The sequence below is a fragment of the Agrobacterium sp. NPDC089420 genome, assembly GCF_044900305.1.
Lineage (GTDB): Bacteria > Pseudomonadota > Alphaproteobacteria > Rhizobiales > Rhizobiaceae > Agrobacterium.
This window is the reverse complement of the sequence record NZ_JBJDMY010000005.1, coordinates 137223-152292: the sequence shown is the minus strand read 5'-3', so window position 1 is coordinate 152292 and position 15070 is coordinate 137223. Positions and strand designations below refer to the sequence as shown.

Genomic DNA, 15070 nt, shown 5'->3' with positions numbered 1-15070 from the left:
ACGCGCTGACACCATCGGCAGGCACAAGGACTGTCAGGCCATTCGAGCCTTTTTCGGATGGCCGGATTTCTCAGCCCGGACGGTGTGGATTGAAAGGGCCGATACGCGCCTGTGTAGCTTCCATCCGGACACACGGCGTTTCGATCCCCGCAATGTGCGCATAAACACGAAAGCCCGGCCTTCAAGGCCGGGCTTTTTGATTCCCGGCAAGGAAATGTCATGCCTCTGTCATGTCTTTGACGCAGAAGCCAAAGGGTATTTCTGGACCCAAGGGGGATTATAATGGCGTTCCGATTTTCTCATATGGCTTTGACCGCCGCGCTGCTGACATCCGCGGCATTTCCGGCCGCTGCCGAGCCGGTTTTCAACCGCATCGCCTCTTTCCCGGTGGCGAAGAACCTGCCGGCGGACAAGGACGCCAAGTCCGTCACGTCGGCTGAAATCGTCACCGCCAGCGAAGACGGCAAGACGCTGATCTATTCCGACAGCCCGCTTGGCGGCATCGGCTTCATCGACATCACCGATGCCAAGGCTCCGAAGGCCGGCGGCGCGTTGCTGCTCGAAGGCGAGCCAACCTCGGTTGCCGTTGCCGGCGTCAAGGTTCTCGCCGGTGTCAACACCTCTGAAAGCTTCGTCAAGCCGTCAGGCAAGCTGGTAACGGTCGATATCGCCACCAAGAAGATCGAGGCAAGCTGCGATCTCGGCGGCCAGCCCGATTCGGTTGCCGTCTCTCCGGACAAGACCTTTGCCGCCATCGCCATCGAGAACGAGCGCGACGAAGAGGTGAACGAAGGCGCCCTGCCGCAGATGCCGGCCGGCTATCTGGTGACGGTTGGTCTGAAGGACGGTGTGGCCGACTGCGCGACGCTGAAGAAGATCGAGCTGACCGGACTTGCCGAAATCGCTCCGGAAGATCCGGAGCCGGAATTCGTTTCGATCAACGCCAATGGCGAAATCGCGCTGACGCTGCAGGAAAACAACCATATCGTTATCATCGACGGCAAGACCGGCACGGTGAAGACGCATTTCTCCGCCGGCAAGGTCGATCTCGAAGGCATCGACACCAAGACCGACGGCCAGCTGAAGTTCACCGACAAGCAGGAAGGCCGCAAGCGCGAGCCGGACGCCGTCAAGTGGCTGGACAATGACCGCATCGTCATCGCCAATGAAGGTGACTGGCAGGGCGGTTCGCGCGGCTTCACCATCTTCGACAAGACCGGCAAGCTTCTCTACGAATCCGGTTCCTCGCTTGAGCATGCGGTTGCGGCCATCGGCCACTATCCCGAAAAGCGCTCCAAGGCCAAGGGCATCGAGCCGGAAGGTCTGGAAGCGGCAACATTCGGCGGGGAGAAATATTTCTTCGTGCTTGCCGAGCGCGCCTCCGTCGTCGCTGTCTACAAGGACACCGGCAAGGAGCCGCAGCTGACGCAGCTCCTGCCTTCGGGCGTTTCGCCGGAAGGCGCGGTCGCTATCCCGTCGCGTGATCTTCTCGCCACGGCCAATGAGGTCGATCTGGTCGAGGACGGCGGTGTCCGCTCGCATGTCATGCTCTATGAGCGCGCCGAAGGCCAGCCGGCCTATCCGCAGCTTGTTTCCGCCACCGTTGACGGTGCGCCGATCGGCTGGGGTGCGCTTTCCGGTCTGGTTGGCGATGCCGAGAAGCCCGGCATTCTTTATGCCGTTTCCGACTCGGTTTACGGCAACCAGCCGTCGATCTTCACCATCGACGCCACGAAGAAGCCCGCCGTCATCACCAGCGTGCTGCGCATCAAGCGCGACGGCATCGCTGCCCAGAAGCTCGACATCGAAGGCATCACGCTGGATGGCAAGGGCGGCTTCTGGCTGGCCTCGGAAGGCGACAGCGCCAAGCTCGTGCCGCATGCGCTCTACAACGTCAACGCCAAGGGTGAGATCAAGGCTGAGATCGCGCTGCCGAAGGAACTGCTGGCCGGCGAGACGCGCTTCGGTTTCGAAGGCGTGACCCTGATCGGCAAGGGCGATGATGTGACACTGTGGATGGCCGTGCAGCGCGAATGGGGCACGGACGAGAAGGGCTTCGTCAAGCTCGTCTCCTATAATCCTAAATCGAAGGAATGGGGCGCCGTGCGCTACCCGCTCGACAAGACCGAAGCCGGCTGGGTCGGTCTTTCCGAAATCACCGCCCAGGGCGACCATGTCTATATCGTCGAGCGTGACAACCAGATCGGCGACAAGGCCAAGATCAAGAAGCTCTACCGGGTGGCGATCGCCGACCTGAAGCCAGGCAAGATCGGTGGCGAGCTGCCGCTGGTGACCAAGCAGGAAGCCCATGATTTCCTGGCCGACCTCAAGTCCCAGACCAATGGTTACGTGGTGGACAAGCTGGAAGGCTTCACCTTCGACAAGGCCGGAACGGCCTATGCCGTGACCGACAATGACGGCGTCGACGATTCTTCGGGCGAGACGCTGTTCTTCACCGTCAATCTGAAGGCGATCAACTGATCACGCCGAACGGTGCCGCATACGAGAAAAGCCGGGCATCGCCCGGCTTTTTGTTGCGAAGGCGATACCGTCCCGGATGGCTGCCCTGCATGAGGCATCGCAGCACCCGCCGTTGAACGGGCCGTGTGGCGTCGGTATCTGACAGGAGAGGGGTTTGTCCGGGGAAAATGCTTCAACGACCGTGACAGGTCACCGCCCCATGGAATTCTTGTTTTTGGGAGTATCTTGCTTTTCCGAATCCTGCTGGACCCAGCGAAAAAAAATATAAACAGGCAGCGCAATAAGCGCGAGTGTTACAAACGCATCGATCGACATGGTTTCATCCATCAGTTCAACCGTTCATCATGAAACGGTACTGAAACAATGCCTGAAATCTCTTTAAAAAGTCTGAATCCGCTTATTTTTCGGTATGTTACGGATTAGAACAGCGATCGGCAGACGATGTTTGACTCTGGGGCAGGCGTGCCGATTTGGAATGGATTTCACTCCGAAAAGCGATTCCGGTTGCCCGCAGACGTGATGCTGCATCTTGAGAAGCGAATGCGGGGCAGGGGGTGCGGTTGAGAATGCGGGGAAAATCAGGAACAATCACCGACATATCCGAACTATCGTCGGCTCAGACACAGTCATATTAAGAAGTGCGGTGAGAATGGTGGGCGATGAGAGACTCGAACTCCCGACATCCTCGGTGTAAACGAGGCGCTCTACCAACTGAGCTAATCGCCCTTCGCGTGCCTCGGATCATGTCCGCCGCGTCGGTGGCCGTGATGTATTCGGATCGGAAAAAAACCGCAAGGGCTTTTGTGAAGTTTTTTTGTTTTTTTTCCGGGCCGCTTTTCCCTTTGCGGGAGATGACGGGGAAAAAGCCGGGAACTGCGGGGTTTTTGTCGAAAGCAGGATGGGATCGCGCCGCGACGGCCCTGCGAAAATCACGGCGCCAATGCCTGCGGCTGTGGACAAGTTTTTTGATTTCGTTGGGAAAAGCCCGCAAAACAGGGTGTTTGGCCTGGGGTTGGTCGCAGCGCCTGCGGTTTTTCCCGATCAAAATGAAGAAGCTTATTCTTTTGTCGTGAAAGCTGCTTGACACCCCCGCACGAACGCCGTAGTTAGCCGCTCATCGAACAGCCGAGGCTGGTTCGAGCGGCCGGACCGAGGGTTCTGCCGTCAGGAGATGCGGGTGTAGCTCAGTCGGTTAGAGTGCCGGCCTGTCACGCCGGAGGTCGCGGGTTCGAGCCCCGTCACTCGCGCCATCCTGTTCCTCGGAAGACGCAGATGAATGTCTGTGGTGCGCGGGTGTAGCTCAGTCGGTTAGAGTGCCGGCCTGTCACGCCGGAGGTCGCGGGTTCGAGCCCCGTCACTCGCGCCATTTTCTCTCCTGAAACACCTCCTCAATAATAAATCGACGTGTCATCCGCGCTCGTTGCGACCGGCTGTTTCGGCAGGTGATTCCAGCCTTTTTTGATGCAATTTTTCCTGCTTTTTTTAGTCAAGTTTCGGTTTCCGAAAACCGTCACTTCGCTGCCTTTTTGACGTAAAATTCGTGTGACTTTTTTGCGGTTGCGTCGTTCAATCGATTATTATTGTATTTGAGGGGCTTAGGTCGGAATTGTGGCCCAAATTTGCGTCAATTCCGGCAATATTGTTGCCAATCAATGCGGCAGGTGTCTTGAAATGGAGCCTAAACTCTTGCAGAGAGGGCGCGGCTGCGCTAACCACTTTGGCGTTGCAACATATTTGTGCGCCTTGAGACTTGTCGGTCGCAAAGGCAGGTCCGGCACCCGGCCGGGCAGGGAAGAGACCATGACTGAACTCCTCAGTTCCTACATTCCGATCGCAATCTTCATCGGTATCGCTCTCGTCATCGGCCTGGCGCTTCTCATCGCGCCTTTCGCAGTCGCCTACAAGGCGCCGGACCCGGAAAAGCTTTCGGCTTTCGAGTGCGGTTTCAATGCCTTCGATGACGCCCGCATGAAGTTCGATATCCGTTTTTACCTGGTGTCGATCCTGTTCATCATCTTCGATCTGGAAGTTGCCTTCCTGTTTCCCTGGGCGGTGTCTTTCGGCGAGATGGGCTGGTTCGGTTTCTGGTCGATGATGGTGTTCCTCCTCGTCCTCACCATCGGCTTTATCTATGAGTGGAAGAAGGGAGCGCTGGAATGGGCATGAGCCAGAACAACACCACGCTCGTTGCGCCGCAGCCAAAGGGCATCATCGATCCCGCGACCGGCAAGCCGGTCGGCAGCAACGACGCCTACTTCACGGAAATCAATGACGAGCTGGCCGACAAGGGCTTTCTCGTCACCTCCACCGACGAGCTGATCACCTGGGCGCGCACCGGCTCGCTGATGTGGATGCAGTTCGGTCTTGCCTGCTGCGCCGTCGAAGGCCTGATGCAGGCGTCGGGTCCGCGTTATGACATGGAGCGCTTCGGTGTCGCCCCGCGCGCCTCGCCGCGCCAGTCGGACGTGATGATCGTCGCCGGCACGCTGACCAACAAGATGGCGCCCGCTTTGCGCAAGGTCTACGACCAGATGCCGGAGCCGCGTTACGTCATCTCCATGGGTTCCTGCGCCAATGGCGGCGGGTATTATCATTATTCCTACGCCGTGGTGCGCGGCTGCGACCGCGTCGTGCCGGTGGATATCTACGTTCCGGGCTGTCCCCCCACGGCGGAGGCGCTGCTTTACGGCGTGCTTCTGCTGCAGAAGAAGATTCGTCGTACCGGTACGATCGAGCGCTAAGGGCAAAGGACGGATAGATAATGAGCGAAGCTCTCAACGATCTTGCTGCTTACGTCAAGGAAGCGCGCGGTTCCCTCGTGGTATCGGAGGATATCGCCTATGGCGAGCTGACGCTGAACACGACGCCTGAAAGCGTGATTGCGCTTTTGACCTTCCTGCGTGACGACGTGCAGTGCGGTTTCGTCAACATCATCGATATTTGCGGTGTCGACTGGCCGCAGCGCGAAAAGCGCTTCGATGTCGTTTATCACCTGCTGTCGCCGCGCCAGAACCTGCGCGTGCGCGTCAAGCTGCAGGTGGCGGAAGACGAGGGCGTGCCGTCTTCGACCTCCGTTTATATGGGTGCTGAATGGTTCGAGCGCGAAGCCTGGGACATGTATGGCATTCCGTTCGAGGGCCATAAGGACCTGCGTCGCATTCTCACCGACTATGGTTTCGAAGGCCACCCGCTGCGCAAGGATTTTCCGGTTACCGGCTTTGTGGAAGTGCGTTACGATGACGTTCTGAAACGGGTTCTTTATGAACCGGTCGAGCTGAAACAGGAATTCCGCAATTTCGACTTTCTTTCCCCCTGGGAAGGAACCGAATATGTTCTCCCGGGCGACGAAAAGGCCAAGCAATGAGCCAAGCCCCCGCGACAGAGCATGGACAATGTCTTTGCGGCGCCGTCGGCCTCAAGGCCGGCATCGGCGCCCGCGAATTCGGCGTTTGCCATTGCTCCATGTGCCGCCGCTGGTCCGGCGGTGCGTTCATGGCTGTCGAATGCGCTGATATCGCCATCGAGAACGAGGAAAACCTCGGCGTCTATTCCTCGTCGGAATGGGGTGAGCGCTGCTTTTGCAAGACCTGCGGCAGCACGCTGATGTGGCGTTCCAAGGATGGCAAGCATTTTGCCGTCTCGTTGCAGGCTTTCGACAACCCTTCCAGTTTCAGTTTCGCGTCGCAGATATTCACGGACGAGAAGCCTTCGAGCTACTCTTTCGCTGAAACCACGCAGAACATGACCGGCCCCGAATTCATCGCCATGATCACCTCGGCGGAGCACTAGAATGACTGAGCATAACGTCCGCAATTTCACGATCAACTTCGGTCCGGAACATCCGTCCGCGCACGGCGTGCTGCGTCTGGTTCTGGAACTGGACGGCGAAATCGTCGAGCGCGTCGATCCGCATATCGGTCTTCTGCATCGCGGCACCGAAAAGCTGATCGAGACCAAGACCTATCTGCAGGCCGTTCCCTATTTCGACCGTCTCGACTATGTCGCGCCGATGAACCAGGAACACGCTTTCGCGCTCGCCGTCGAAAAGCTGCTCGGCCTCGAAATCCCGATGCGCGGCCAGCTGATCCGCGTTCTCTATTCGGAAATCGGCCGCATCCTGTCGCACATCATGAACGTGACGACGCAGGCCATGGACGTCGGCGCGATGACGCCGCCGGTCTGGGGCTTCGAAGAGCGCGAAAAGCTGATGGTGTTTTATGAGCGCGCCTGCGGCGCCCGCATGCACTCGGCCTATGTCCGTCCGGGCGGCGTGCATCAGGATCTGCCGCCGGAACTGGTCGATGATATCGGCAAGTGGTGCGATCCTTTCATCACCGTTCTCGACAATATCGAGGGCCTTCTGACCGACAACCGCATCTACAAGCAGCGTAACGTCGATATCGGCGTCGTCTCGCTTGAAGACGCCTTCGCCTGGGGTTTCACGGGCGTGATGGTACGCGGCTCGGGCGCTGCCTGGGATCTGCGCCGTGCGCAGCCCTACGAGTGCTATTCCGATCTCGAATTCGACATTCCCGTCGGCAAGAACGGCGACTGCTACGACCGTTACCTGATCCGCATGCAGGAAATGCGCGAATCGGTGAAGATCATGAAGCAGTGCGTCGAGCTTCTGTCGGGCAAACATCGCATCGGCCCGGTCTCCTCGCTGGATGGCAAGGTGGTTCCGCCCAAGCGCGGCGAGATGAAGCGGTCGATGGAAGCGCTGATCCACCACTTCAAGCTCTACACCGAAGGTTACCACGTGCCGGCCGGCGAAGTTTACGCCGCCGTCGAAGCGCCGAAGGGCGAGTTCGGCGTCTATGTGGTCGCGGACGGTTCCAACAAGCCCTACCGCTGCAAGATCCGCGCTCCGGGTTATGCGCACCTGCAGGCGATGGATTTCCTGTGCAAGGGCCATCAGCTTGCCGACGTTACAGCCGTGCTCGGCTCTCTCGACATCGTGTTCGGGGAGGTCGACCGCTGATGCGTCTGCCGCTGGCCATACCGGCTTTTCTTGCTGCGATGTCGGCGCCCGTTCTCGCCCAGACGGCGACGGGTGAACCCGGCGTATCGCTGTCGAGCGGCGGCTCATCGACCATCGCGCAGCTTCTGTCTTCGGGATACGAGATCAAGGCCTCGGTTCCAAATGGCAGCAAGTTCATCGTGTTCATGCAGAAAGACAAGGCGGCTTACGCCTGCGAATTCGTCACGGTGGCGAGATCGCGTTGTGAGACGTTAAACTGAAAAGGCGTGAGGAAGTATGTCCGTTCGTCGACTAGCCGAAGATCAGTTCCAGCCCGTGGCATTTGCCTTCAATGCGGAAAACACCGCATGGGCGGAAAAGACGATTCTGAAATATCCCGAGGGACGCCAGCAATCGGCGGTCATCCCGCTGCTGATGCGTGCGCAGGAGCAGGACGGCTGGGTTACCCGCGCCGCCATCGAAAAAATCGCCGACATGCTGGACATGGCCTATATCCGTGTTCTGGAAGTGGCGACCTTCTATACCCAGTTCCAGCTGAAGCCGGTTGGCACGCGCGCCCACGTTCAGGTCTGCGGCACCACGCCCTGCATGCTGCGCGGTTCGGAAGCGCTGATGGATGTCTGCCGCAAGAAGATCCACCACGATCCGCTGCACACCAATGAGAGCGGCACGCTTTCCTGGGAAGAAGTGGAATGTCAGGGCGCCTGCGTCAACGCGCCCATGGTCATCATCTTCAAGGATGCCTATGAGGACCTGACGCCCGAGCGCCTGGAAGAGATCATCGACACTTTCGAGGCAGGCAAGGGCGACAGCGTCAAGACAGGCCCGCAGATCGACCGTCATCAGTCGGTTCCGGTCGGCGGCCTGACGACGCTGACGGAAGAGATCAAGCCGGACCGTTCCAATCTCGACAAGCCGGCCGAAGCGCCGGCGGATACCGCGCCGGTTCCGCCCTCCAACGCCGCCAAGCCGAAGACGGATGCACCGGAAACCGATCCGAAGTTGAAGACCCCAGCGACTGAGCCGAAGGCCGCTGAAGCCAACGTCAAGGCGGTTGAAAAGGAAGCCTCCGGCGCTGCGGAAACGGCAAAGCCGTCGCTCGATTCCAAGGATCGTCCGGCCGGCATCGAAAAGCCTGCGACGCCTGACGACCTGAAGCTCATTTCCGGCGTCGGTCCGAAGATCGAGGGCACGCTGCACGAGCTTGGCATCTTCACCTTCGCGCAGATCGCCGGCTGGAAAAAGGCCGAATGCGACTGGGTCGACGGTTATCTGAATTTCAAGGGCCGCATCGAACGCGACGAGTGGATCAGCCAAGCCAAGGCGCTCGCCAAGGGTGGCGAAGCCGAGTATATCAGGGTCTTCGGCAAGAAGCCGCGGTAAGAGGTGAAGCATGTTAAAAGATCAGGATCGCATCTTTACCAATCTCTACGGCCTCAAGGACAAGTCCCTGAAGGGCGTGAGAGCGCGCGGCCATTGGGACGGCACCAAGCAGATCATCGAAAAGGGCCGTGACTGGATCATCAACGAGATGAAGGCTTCCGGCCTTCGCGGTCGCGGCGGCGCAGGCTTCCCGACGGGTCTCAAATGGTCCTTCATGCCGAAGGAAAATGACGGCCGCCCGCATTACCTCGTCGTCAATGCCGACGAATCCGAGCCTGGCACCTGCAAGGACCGCGAAATCCTGCGCAACGATCCGCATACGCTGATCGAAGGCTGCGTGATAGCCGGTTTCGCCATGGGCGCGCATACCGCCTATATCTACGTGCGCGGCGAATATATGCGTGAGCGTGAAGCGCTTCAGGCGGCCATCGACGAGTGCTACGATGCCGGCCTGCTCGGCAAGAACAACAAGAACGGCTGGGATTTCGACATCTACGTCCATCACGGCGCCGGCGCCTATATCTGCGGCGAAGAGACGGCTCTGCTCGAAAGCCTTGAAGGCAAGAAGGGCCAGCCGCGCTTGAAGCCGCCTTTCCCGGCCAATATGGGTCTTTACGGCTGCCCGACGACCGTCAACAACGTCGAATCCATCGCCGTTGCGCCGACCATCCTGCGCCGTGGCGCCGCCTGGTTCTCGTCGATCGGCCGTCCGAACAATGTCGGCACCAAGCTGTTCATGGTCTCGGGCCATGTCGAGCGTCCTTGCACCTTCGAAGATGCGCTGGGCCTGTCCTTCCGTGAGCTGATCGAACACCATTGCGGTGGCATTCGCGGCGGCTGGGACAATCTGCTCGGCGTCATCCCCGGCGGCGCATCCTGCCCCATCGTGCGCGGTGAGGACATGAAGGACGCCATCATGGACTTCGACGGCATGCGCGAAGTGAAGTCTTCCTTCGGCACCGGCGGCATGATCGTCATGGACAAGTCCACCGACGTCATCAAGGCGATCGCCCGCATTGCAGCCTTCTTCAAGCACGAAAGCTGCGGCCAGTGCACGCCGTGCCGCGAAGGCACGGGCTGGATGTGGCGCGTGCTGGAGCGCATGGTCAAGGGCAATGCCCAGAAGCGCGAAATCGACATGCTGTTCGAAGTGACGAAGCAGATCGAGGGCCACACCATCTGTGCGCTCGGCGATGCCGCCGCATGGCCGGTGCAGGCGCTGATCCGCAATTTCCGTCCGGAAATCGAAAAGCGCATCGACCAATATACCTACAGGGCCATGGATGATGGCGCTGTTCTGGAAGCCGCTGAATAAGCATCAAAGGCTTCGGGCGGAGCCGGAATTTCCGGCCTCGCGACACCATGAAGCGCCTGGCAGACGACACCAGTGCCGGGCGTGATTAAGGATTTGTTGCGGACCGTGTGAGACATGGGACGAACAGGCAACAGGACGTAAGTAGAACCATGGCAAAGCTCAAGGTTGACGGTAAAGAGATCGAGGTTCCGGATCATTTCACGCTGTTGCAGGCGTGCGAGGAGGCAGGTGCCGAAGTTCCGCGCTTTTGTTTTCATGAGCGCTTGTCGGTCGCGGGTAACTGCCGCATGTGTCTTATCGAGGTGAAGGGCGGACCGCCCAAGCCTGCCGCATCCTGCGCCATGGGCGTGCGCGACGTTCGCGGCGGCCCGAACGGCGAATTGCCGGAGATTTTCACCAACACGCCGATGGTCAAGAAGGCCCGCGAAGGCGTGATGGAATTCCTGCTCATCAACCATCCGCTCGATTGCCCGATCTGCGACCAGGGCGGCGAATGCGACCTGCAGGACCAGGCCATGGCCTTCGGTATCGCCGGTTCGCGTTACGCGGAAAACAAGCGTGCGGTTGAAGACAAATATATCGGCCCGCTCGTCAAGACGGTCATGAACCGCTGCATCCACTGCACGCGCTGCGTCCGTTTCACCACGGAAGTGGCCGGCATTGCCGAACTCGGCCTGATCGGCCGCGGCGAAGATGCCGAAATCACCACCTATCTCGAGCAGGCCATGACCTCGGAGCTGCAGGGCAACGTCGTTGACCTCTGCCCGGTCGGTGCGCTCACCTCCAAGCCTTTCGCCTTCACCGCCCGTCCGTGGGAACTGAACAAGACCGAAACCATCGATGTGATGGACGCGCTCGGTTCGGCCATCCGCGTCGATACCCGCGGTCGCGAAGTCATGCGCGTTATGCCGCGCGTCAACGAGGCGATCAACGAAGAGTGGATTTCCGACAAGAGCCGCTTCATCTGGGACGGCCTGAAGACGCAGCGCCTCGACCGGCCTTATGTCCGCAAGGATGGCCGTCTGCAGCCCGCCACCTGGGGCGAAGCCTTCGGTGCGATCAAGGCTGCGGTTGCCGCAACCTCTGGTTCCAAGATCGGCGCAATTGCCGGCGATCTGGCCTCCGTCGAAGAAATGTTCGCGCTGAAGTCGCTTCTCGCTTCGCTCGGTTCGGCCAATGTCGATTGCCGCCAGGATGGCGCAGCGCTTGACCCGTCACTCGGCCGTGCCAGCTACCTGTTCAATGCCACCATTGAAGGCATCGAACAGGCTGACGCCCTGCTGATCGTTGGTTCCAACCCGCGTTTCGAAGCGGCCGTGCTCAATGCCCGCATCCGTAAGCGCTGGCGTCGCGGCGGTTTCCCGATCGGCGTGATCGGTGAGGCCGGTGAGCTGCGCTACAATTACGAATATCTCGGCTCGGGCGCGGAGACGCTGTCCGATCTGGCCAATGGCTCGCACAGCTTTGTTGACAAGCTGAAGTCGGCCAAGAACCCGTTGATCATCATCGGTCAGGGTGCCCTGGCGCGTGCCGATGGTGCTGCCGTGCTCGCGGCTGCCGCAAGGCTTGCCGTTTCGGTCGGTGCTGTCACCGAAGAGTGGAATGGCTTCTCGGTTCTGCACACTGCCGCTGCCCGTGTCGGCGGTCTCGATATCGGCTTCGTGCCGGGCGAGGGCGGTGTTGCCGCAGCCGAGATGGTCGCCTCGATGGACGTCCTGTTCCTGCTCGGCGCCGATGAACTCGACCTGTCCAACAAGGGCGCCAAGTTCACCGTCTATATCGGCAGCCATGGCGATCAGGGCGCGATGAACGCCGACGTCATCCTTCCGGGTGCGGCCTATACCGAAAAATCCGGTATCTGGGTCAACACCGAAGGCCGTGTCCAGGTTGGCAACCGCGCCGGTTTCGCACCGGGCGAAGCCCGCGAAGACTGGGCGATCCTGCGTGCGCTTTCCGACGTTCTCGGCAAGAAGCTGCCGTTCGATTCGCTGTCGGCGCTGCGCGGCCAGCTTTATGTCGCCCATCCGCATCTGGCCGAAACCGACGAGATCGTCGCCGGCAAGGCCACGGATATCGAGGCGCTGGCTGGTAAAACCGGCTCGCTCACCAAGTCGGCGTTTGCCTCGCCGGTAAAAGACTTTTATTTGACGAACCCGATTGCGCGCGCCTCCGCCGTCATGGCCGAGTGTTCCGCATTGGCCCGCAACAATTTCCAGGCTGCGGCAGAGTAAGGGTAGGGGATTTATGGAACAGTTTTTCTGGAGCTACGTCTGGCCCGCGCTGATCATGGTCGGCCAGTCCCTGCTGCTTCTTGTTTGCCTTCTCGTGGCCATCGCCTTCCTGCTGCTTGCCGACCGCAAGGTCTGGGCGGCCGTGCAGCTGCGCCGTGGCCCGAACGTCGTCGGTCCCTTCGGTCTCTTCCAGTCCTTCGCCGACCTTTTGAAGTTCATCCTCAAGGAGCCCGTTATTCCGGCCGGCGCCAACAAGGCGGTCTTCCTTCTGGCGCCGCTGGTTGCCGTGACGCTGGCGCTTGCCACTTACGCGGTCATTCCCTTCAATGAGGGCTGGGTCGTCGCCAATATCAATGTCGGCATCCTCTACATCTTCGCGATTTCCTCGCTTGAAGTCTACGGCATCATCATGGGCGGCTGGGCTTCGAACTCGAAGTACCCGTTCCTCGGCGCGCTGCGTTCAGCTGCGCAGATGGTGTCCTATGAAGTCTCGATCGGCCTCGTCATCGTCACCGTTCTGCTCTGCGTCGGCTCGCTGAACCTGACGGACATCGTGCTGGCGCAGAAGACCGGCCTCGGCACCATGCTCGGCCTGCCGGCATCGTTCCTCGACTGGCACTGGCTGTCGCTGTTCCCGATGTTCATCGTGTTCTTCATCTCGGGCCTTGCCGAAACCAACCGTCCGCCCTTCGACCTTCCGGAAGCGGAGTCGGAACTGGTCGCCGGTCACATGGTCGAATATGGCTCGACGCCCTACATGATGTTCATGCTTGGCGAATATGCCGCGATCGTCCTGATCTGCTGCCTGACGACCATCCTGTTCCTCGGCGGCTGGCTGCCGATCGTGGATGTGTGGTTCCTGAACTGGGTTCCGGGCATCGTCTGGTTCGCGCTGAAGGGCTGCATGGTCTTCTTCATGATCGCGCTCACCAAGGCCTTCGTTCCACGTTATCGTTATGACCAGCTCATGCGCCTCGGCTGGAAGGTGTTCCTGCCGCTGTCGCTCGCCATGGTCGTTATTGTTGCATTCGTATTGAAGCTGACGGGGTGGGCCGGTTGATGTCTGAACTCCTCGCTCAAAGATCTGGAGACTGAGATGGCAAGCCTCTCCCAAGCCGTCAACTCGCTGTTCCTCAAGGAATTCGTCGGTGCGATCTTCCTGACGATGCGTCACTTCTTCAAGCAGAAGGCAACGGTGAACTATCCTTTCGAAAAGGGGCCGGTCTCGCCGCGCTTCCGTGGCGAACATGCGCTGCGCCGTTATCCGAACGGCGAAGAGCGCTGCATCGCCTGCAAGCTGTGTGAAGCCATCTGTCCCGCTCAGGCGATCACCATCGAAGCCGGCCCGCGCCGCAATGACGGCACCCGCCGCACGGTGCGTTACGACATCGACATGGTGAAGTGCATCTATTGCGGTTTCTGCCAGGAAGCCTGCCCGGTGGATGCCATCGTCGAAGGTCCGAACTTCGAATTCGCGACGGAAACCCGCGAGGAGCTCTATTTCGACAAGCAGAAGCTTCTCGACAATGGCGACCGCTGGGAGCGTGAAATCGCACGCAACCTCGCACTGGATGCACCTTACCGTTAAGGTGCAACCGTCTTTCCGGGGGAGCCCCCGGAAAGTGATGAAAAGTAAAATGCCTGCGCGGTTTTCGCCGGCGGGGACGAAACGGGTGAGGGGCCTTCGAGCCATCTTCTCCCGATGAGGACAAGAAGGCACCAAGATGGGTCTGCACGCTGTATTCTTTTATATATTCGCTTTCGTCGCCGTGGCGTCTGCGTTCATGGTCATCGCATCGAAGAACCCTGTTCATTCGGTGCTGTTCCTGATCCTGACCTTCTTCAACGCAGCCGCGCTGTTCCTGCTGACGGGGGCCGAATTCCTCGGCATGATCCTGCTGGTGGTCTATGTCGGCGCGGTCGCGGTGCTCTTCCTCTTCGTCGTCATGATGCTGGATGTGGATTTCGCCGAACTGCGCTCCGGCGTGCTGCAATATGCCCCGGTCGGCGCGTTGATCGGCGTCATCCTGGCGGCGGAGCTGATCGTGGTGGTCGGCGGCAGCGTGCTGAACCCGCAGGCGGCGAAATCGATCACCATGCCGATCCCGCCTGTCACCGAACGCACCAATACGGCCGCGCTCGGCGATGTGCTTTATACAAATTACGTCTACTTCTTCCAGCTCGCCGGCCTCGTGCTGCTGGTGGCCATGATCGGCGCCATCGTGCTGACGCTGCGTCATCGCACCGACATCAAGCGGCAGGATATATCCAAGCAGGTCGGCCGTGACCCGAAGACCGCCGTCACCACGGTCAAGGTCAAGCCGGGCCAGGGCATCTGAGGCGCGAACGGATCCAAGGAAACAGAATATGGAAATCGGTCTTTCCCACTACCTGACGGTCAGCGCCATCCTCTTCACGATCGGCGTCTTCGGCATCTTCCTCAACCGGAAGAACGTCATCGTCATCCTGATGTCGATCGAACTCATCCTGCTTGCGGTCAACATCAACATGGTGGCTTTCTCGGCCTTCCTGAACGATATCGTCGGCCAGGTCTTCGCTTTGTTCATTCTGACCGTCGCAGCCGCCGAAGCGGCCATCGGTCTTGCAATACTCGTTGTCTTCTACCGCAACCGCGGATCGATCGCCGTCGAAGACGTCAATATGATGAAGGGCTGATAA

Annotated in this window: 16 protein-coding genes and 3 tRNA genes; 17 read left to right on the top strand and 2 right to left on the bottom strand. The window is 59.7% G+C overall.

The window, feature by feature from the left end; translation table 11 throughout:
• Positions 1 to 282: 282 nt before the first annotated feature.
• Positions 283 to 2481, top strand: coding sequence for an esterase-like activity of phytase family protein (locus ACI2KA_RS09675; RefSeq protein ID WP_404501451.1), 2199 nt, complete (start codon positions 283 to 285; stop codon positions 2479 to 2481).
• 189 nt (positions 2482 to 2670) lie between these two features.
• On the opposite strand, the gene ACI2KA_RS09670 is transcribed toward ACI2KA_RS09675, so the two are convergent.
• Complete coding sequence (locus ACI2KA_RS09670) at positions 2671 to 2808, bottom strand: hypothetical protein (RefSeq protein ID WP_404501449.1); 138 nt, start codon at positions 2806 to 2808, stop codon at positions 2671 to 2673.
• Positions 2809 to 3131: 323 nt separating this feature from the next.
• Positions 3132 to 3207, bottom strand: a tRNA-Val gene (locus tag ACI2KA_RS09665).
• A 41-nt stretch (positions 3208 to 3248) separates the two neighbouring features.
• Between ACI2KA_RS09665 and ACI2KA_RS09660 the strand changes: the two genes are divergently transcribed.
• From ACI2KA_RS09660 to nuoK, 16 genes are all read left to right on the top strand, one after another.
• Complete coding sequence (locus ACI2KA_RS09660) at positions 3249 to 3554, top strand: hypothetical protein (RefSeq protein WP_404501447.1); 306 nt, start codon at positions 3249 to 3251, stop codon at positions 3552 to 3554.
• A gap of 100 nt (positions 3555 to 3654) precedes the next feature.
• Positions 3655 to 3731, top strand: a tRNA-Asp gene (locus ACI2KA_RS09655).
• 39 nt (positions 3732 to 3770) lie between these two features.
• Positions 3771 to 3847, top strand: a tRNA-Asp gene (locus tag ACI2KA_RS09650).
• A 434-nt stretch (positions 3848 to 4281) separates the two neighbouring features.
• Positions 4282 to 4647 carry an NADH-quinone oxidoreductase subunit A gene (locus ACI2KA_RS09645; protein WP_003496469.1) on the top strand — a complete coding sequence of 122 codons (366 nt, stop codon included), beginning with the start codon at positions 4282 to 4284 and terminating at the stop codon, positions 4645 to 4647.
• Positions 4638 to 5222, top strand: coding sequence for a NuoB/complex I 20 kDa subunit family protein (locus ACI2KA_RS09640; protein WP_404496554.1), 585 nt, complete (start codon positions 4638 to 4640; stop codon positions 5220 to 5222). Before ACI2KA_RS09645 ends, ACI2KA_RS09640 begins: the two co-directional genes overlap by 10 nt.
• A gap of 20 nt (positions 5223 to 5242) precedes the next feature.
• On the top strand, positions 5243 to 5845 hold the full coding sequence (locus ACI2KA_RS09635) for an NADH-quinone oxidoreductase subunit C (protein WP_404501445.1): 603 nt from the start codon (positions 5243 to 5245) through the stop codon (positions 5843 to 5845).
• Complete coding sequence (locus ACI2KA_RS09630; RefSeq protein WP_404501443.1) at positions 5842 to 6270, top strand: GFA family protein; 429 nt, start codon at positions 5842 to 5844, stop codon at positions 6268 to 6270. Before ACI2KA_RS09635 ends, ACI2KA_RS09630 begins: the two co-directional genes overlap by 4 nt.
• Before the next feature lies 1 nt (position 6271).
• Positions 6272 to 7462: an NADH-quinone oxidoreductase subunit D gene (locus ACI2KA_RS09625; protein WP_404501441.1), complete on the top strand. Its 1191-nt coding sequence runs from the start codon at positions 6272 to 6274 to the stop codon at positions 7460 to 7462.
• Positions 7462 to 7722, top strand: a complete 261-nt coding sequence (locus ACI2KA_RS09620; protein WP_404501439.1) for a hypothetical protein — start codon at positions 7462 to 7464, stop codon at positions 7720 to 7722. The genes ACI2KA_RS09625 and ACI2KA_RS09620 overlap by 1 nt, the downstream gene beginning before the upstream one ends.
• A gap of 16 nt (positions 7723 to 7738) precedes the next feature.
• Positions 7739 to 8845 (top strand): NADH-quinone oxidoreductase subunit E, encoded by a 1107-nt coding sequence (locus tag ACI2KA_RS09615; protein ID WP_404501437.1) that lies wholly within the window; start codon positions 7739 to 7741, stop codon positions 8843 to 8845.
• Positions 8846 to 8855: 10 nt separating this feature from the next.
• Positions 8856 to 10160 (top strand): NADH-quinone oxidoreductase subunit NuoF, encoded by a 1305-nt coding sequence (gene nuoF / locus ACI2KA_RS09610; RefSeq protein WP_020012329.1) that lies wholly within the window; start codon positions 8856 to 8858, stop codon positions 10158 to 10160.
• A gap of 149 nt (positions 10161 to 10309) precedes the next feature.
• A complete protein-coding gene (nuoG, locus tag ACI2KA_RS09605; protein ID WP_404501435.1) occupies positions 10310 to 12391 on the top strand; it encodes an NADH-quinone oxidoreductase subunit NuoG in 2082 nt (693 codons plus the stop codon).
• 13 nt (positions 12392 to 12404) lie between these two features.
• Complete coding sequence (nuoH, locus tag ACI2KA_RS09600) at positions 12405 to 13451, top strand: NADH-quinone oxidoreductase subunit NuoH (protein WP_404501433.1); 1047 nt, start codon at positions 12405 to 12407, stop codon at positions 13449 to 13451.
• A 36-nt stretch (positions 13452 to 13487) separates the two neighbouring features.
• Positions 13488 to 13979 (top strand): NADH-quinone oxidoreductase subunit NuoI, encoded by a 492-nt coding sequence (nuoI, locus tag ACI2KA_RS09595; RefSeq protein ID WP_003502385.1) that lies wholly within the window; start codon positions 13488 to 13490, stop codon positions 13977 to 13979.
• A gap of 136 nt (positions 13980 to 14115) precedes the next feature.
• Entirely contained in the window at positions 14116 to 14730 is a 615-nt protein-coding gene (locus ACI2KA_RS09590) for an NADH-quinone oxidoreductase subunit J (RefSeq protein WP_404501431.1), read from the top strand.
• Positions 14731 to 14758: 28 nt separating this feature from the next.
• Complete coding sequence (gene nuoK / locus ACI2KA_RS09585) at positions 14759 to 15067, top strand: NADH-quinone oxidoreductase subunit NuoK (RefSeq protein ID WP_003521516.1); 309 nt, start codon at positions 14759 to 14761, stop codon at positions 15065 to 15067.
• Positions 15068 to 15070: the final 3 nt, after the last annotated feature.

What these genes read in the sequence shown, in the direction of transcription:
- nuoK (WP_003521516.1), top strand. Translation starts at nt 14,759, where the DNA reads ATGGAAATCGGTCTTTCCCACTACCTGACGGTCAGCGCCATCCTCTTC.
- ACI2KA_RS09660 (WP_404501447.1), top strand. Translation starts at nt 3,249, where the DNA reads ATGTATTCGGATCGGAAAAAAACCGCAAGGGCTTTTGTGAAGTTTTTT.
- nuoH (WP_404501433.1), top strand. Translation starts at nt 12,405, where the DNA reads ATGGAACAGTTTTTCTGGAGCTACGTCTGGCCCGCGCTGATCATGGTC.
- nuoF (WP_020012329.1), top strand. Translation starts at nt 8,856, where the DNA reads ATGTTAAAAGATCAGGATCGCATCTTTACCAATCTCTACGGCCTCAAG.
- ACI2KA_RS09640 (WP_404496554.1), top strand. Translation starts at nt 4,638, where the DNA reads ATGGGCATGAGCCAGAACAACACCACGCTCGTTGCGCCGCAGCCAAAG.
- ACI2KA_RS09635 (WP_404501445.1), top strand. Translation starts at nt 5,243, where the DNA reads ATGAGCGAAGCTCTCAACGATCTTGCTGCTTACGTCAAGGAAGCGCGC.
- ACI2KA_RS09620 (WP_404501439.1), top strand. Translation starts at nt 7,462, where the DNA reads ATGCGTCTGCCGCTGGCCATACCGGCTTTTCTTGCTGCGATGTCGGCG.
- ACI2KA_RS09590 (WP_404501431.1), top strand. Translation starts at nt 14,116, where the DNA reads ATGGGTCTGCACGCTGTATTCTTTTATATATTCGCTTTCGTCGCCGTG.
- nuoG (WP_404501435.1), top strand. Translation starts at nt 10,310, where the DNA reads ATGGCAAAGCTCAAGGTTGACGGTAAAGAGATCGAGGTTCCGGATCAT.
- ACI2KA_RS09645 (WP_003496469.1), top strand. Translation starts at nt 4,282, where the DNA reads ATGACTGAACTCCTCAGTTCCTACATTCCGATCGCAATCTTCATCGGT.
- nuoI (WP_003502385.1), top strand. Translation starts at nt 13,488, where the DNA reads ATGGCAAGCCTCTCCCAAGCCGTCAACTCGCTGTTCCTCAAGGAATTC.
- ACI2KA_RS09615 (WP_404501437.1), top strand. Translation starts at nt 7,739, where the DNA reads ATGTCCGTTCGTCGACTAGCCGAAGATCAGTTCCAGCCCGTGGCATTT.
- ACI2KA_RS09630 (WP_404501443.1), top strand. Translation starts at nt 5,842, where the DNA reads ATGAGCCAAGCCCCCGCGACAGAGCATGGACAATGTCTTTGCGGCGCC.
- ACI2KA_RS09675 (WP_404501451.1), top strand. Translation starts at nt 283, where the DNA reads ATGGCGTTCCGATTTTCTCATATGGCTTTGACCGCCGCGCTGCTGACA.
- ACI2KA_RS09670 (WP_404501449.1), bottom strand. Translation starts at nt 2,808, where the DNA reads ATGGATGAAACCATGTCGATCGATGCGTTTGTAACACTCGCGCTTATT.
- ACI2KA_RS09625 (WP_404501441.1), top strand. Translation starts at nt 6,272, where the DNA reads ATGACTGAGCATAACGTCCGCAATTTCACGATCAACTTCGGTCCGGAA.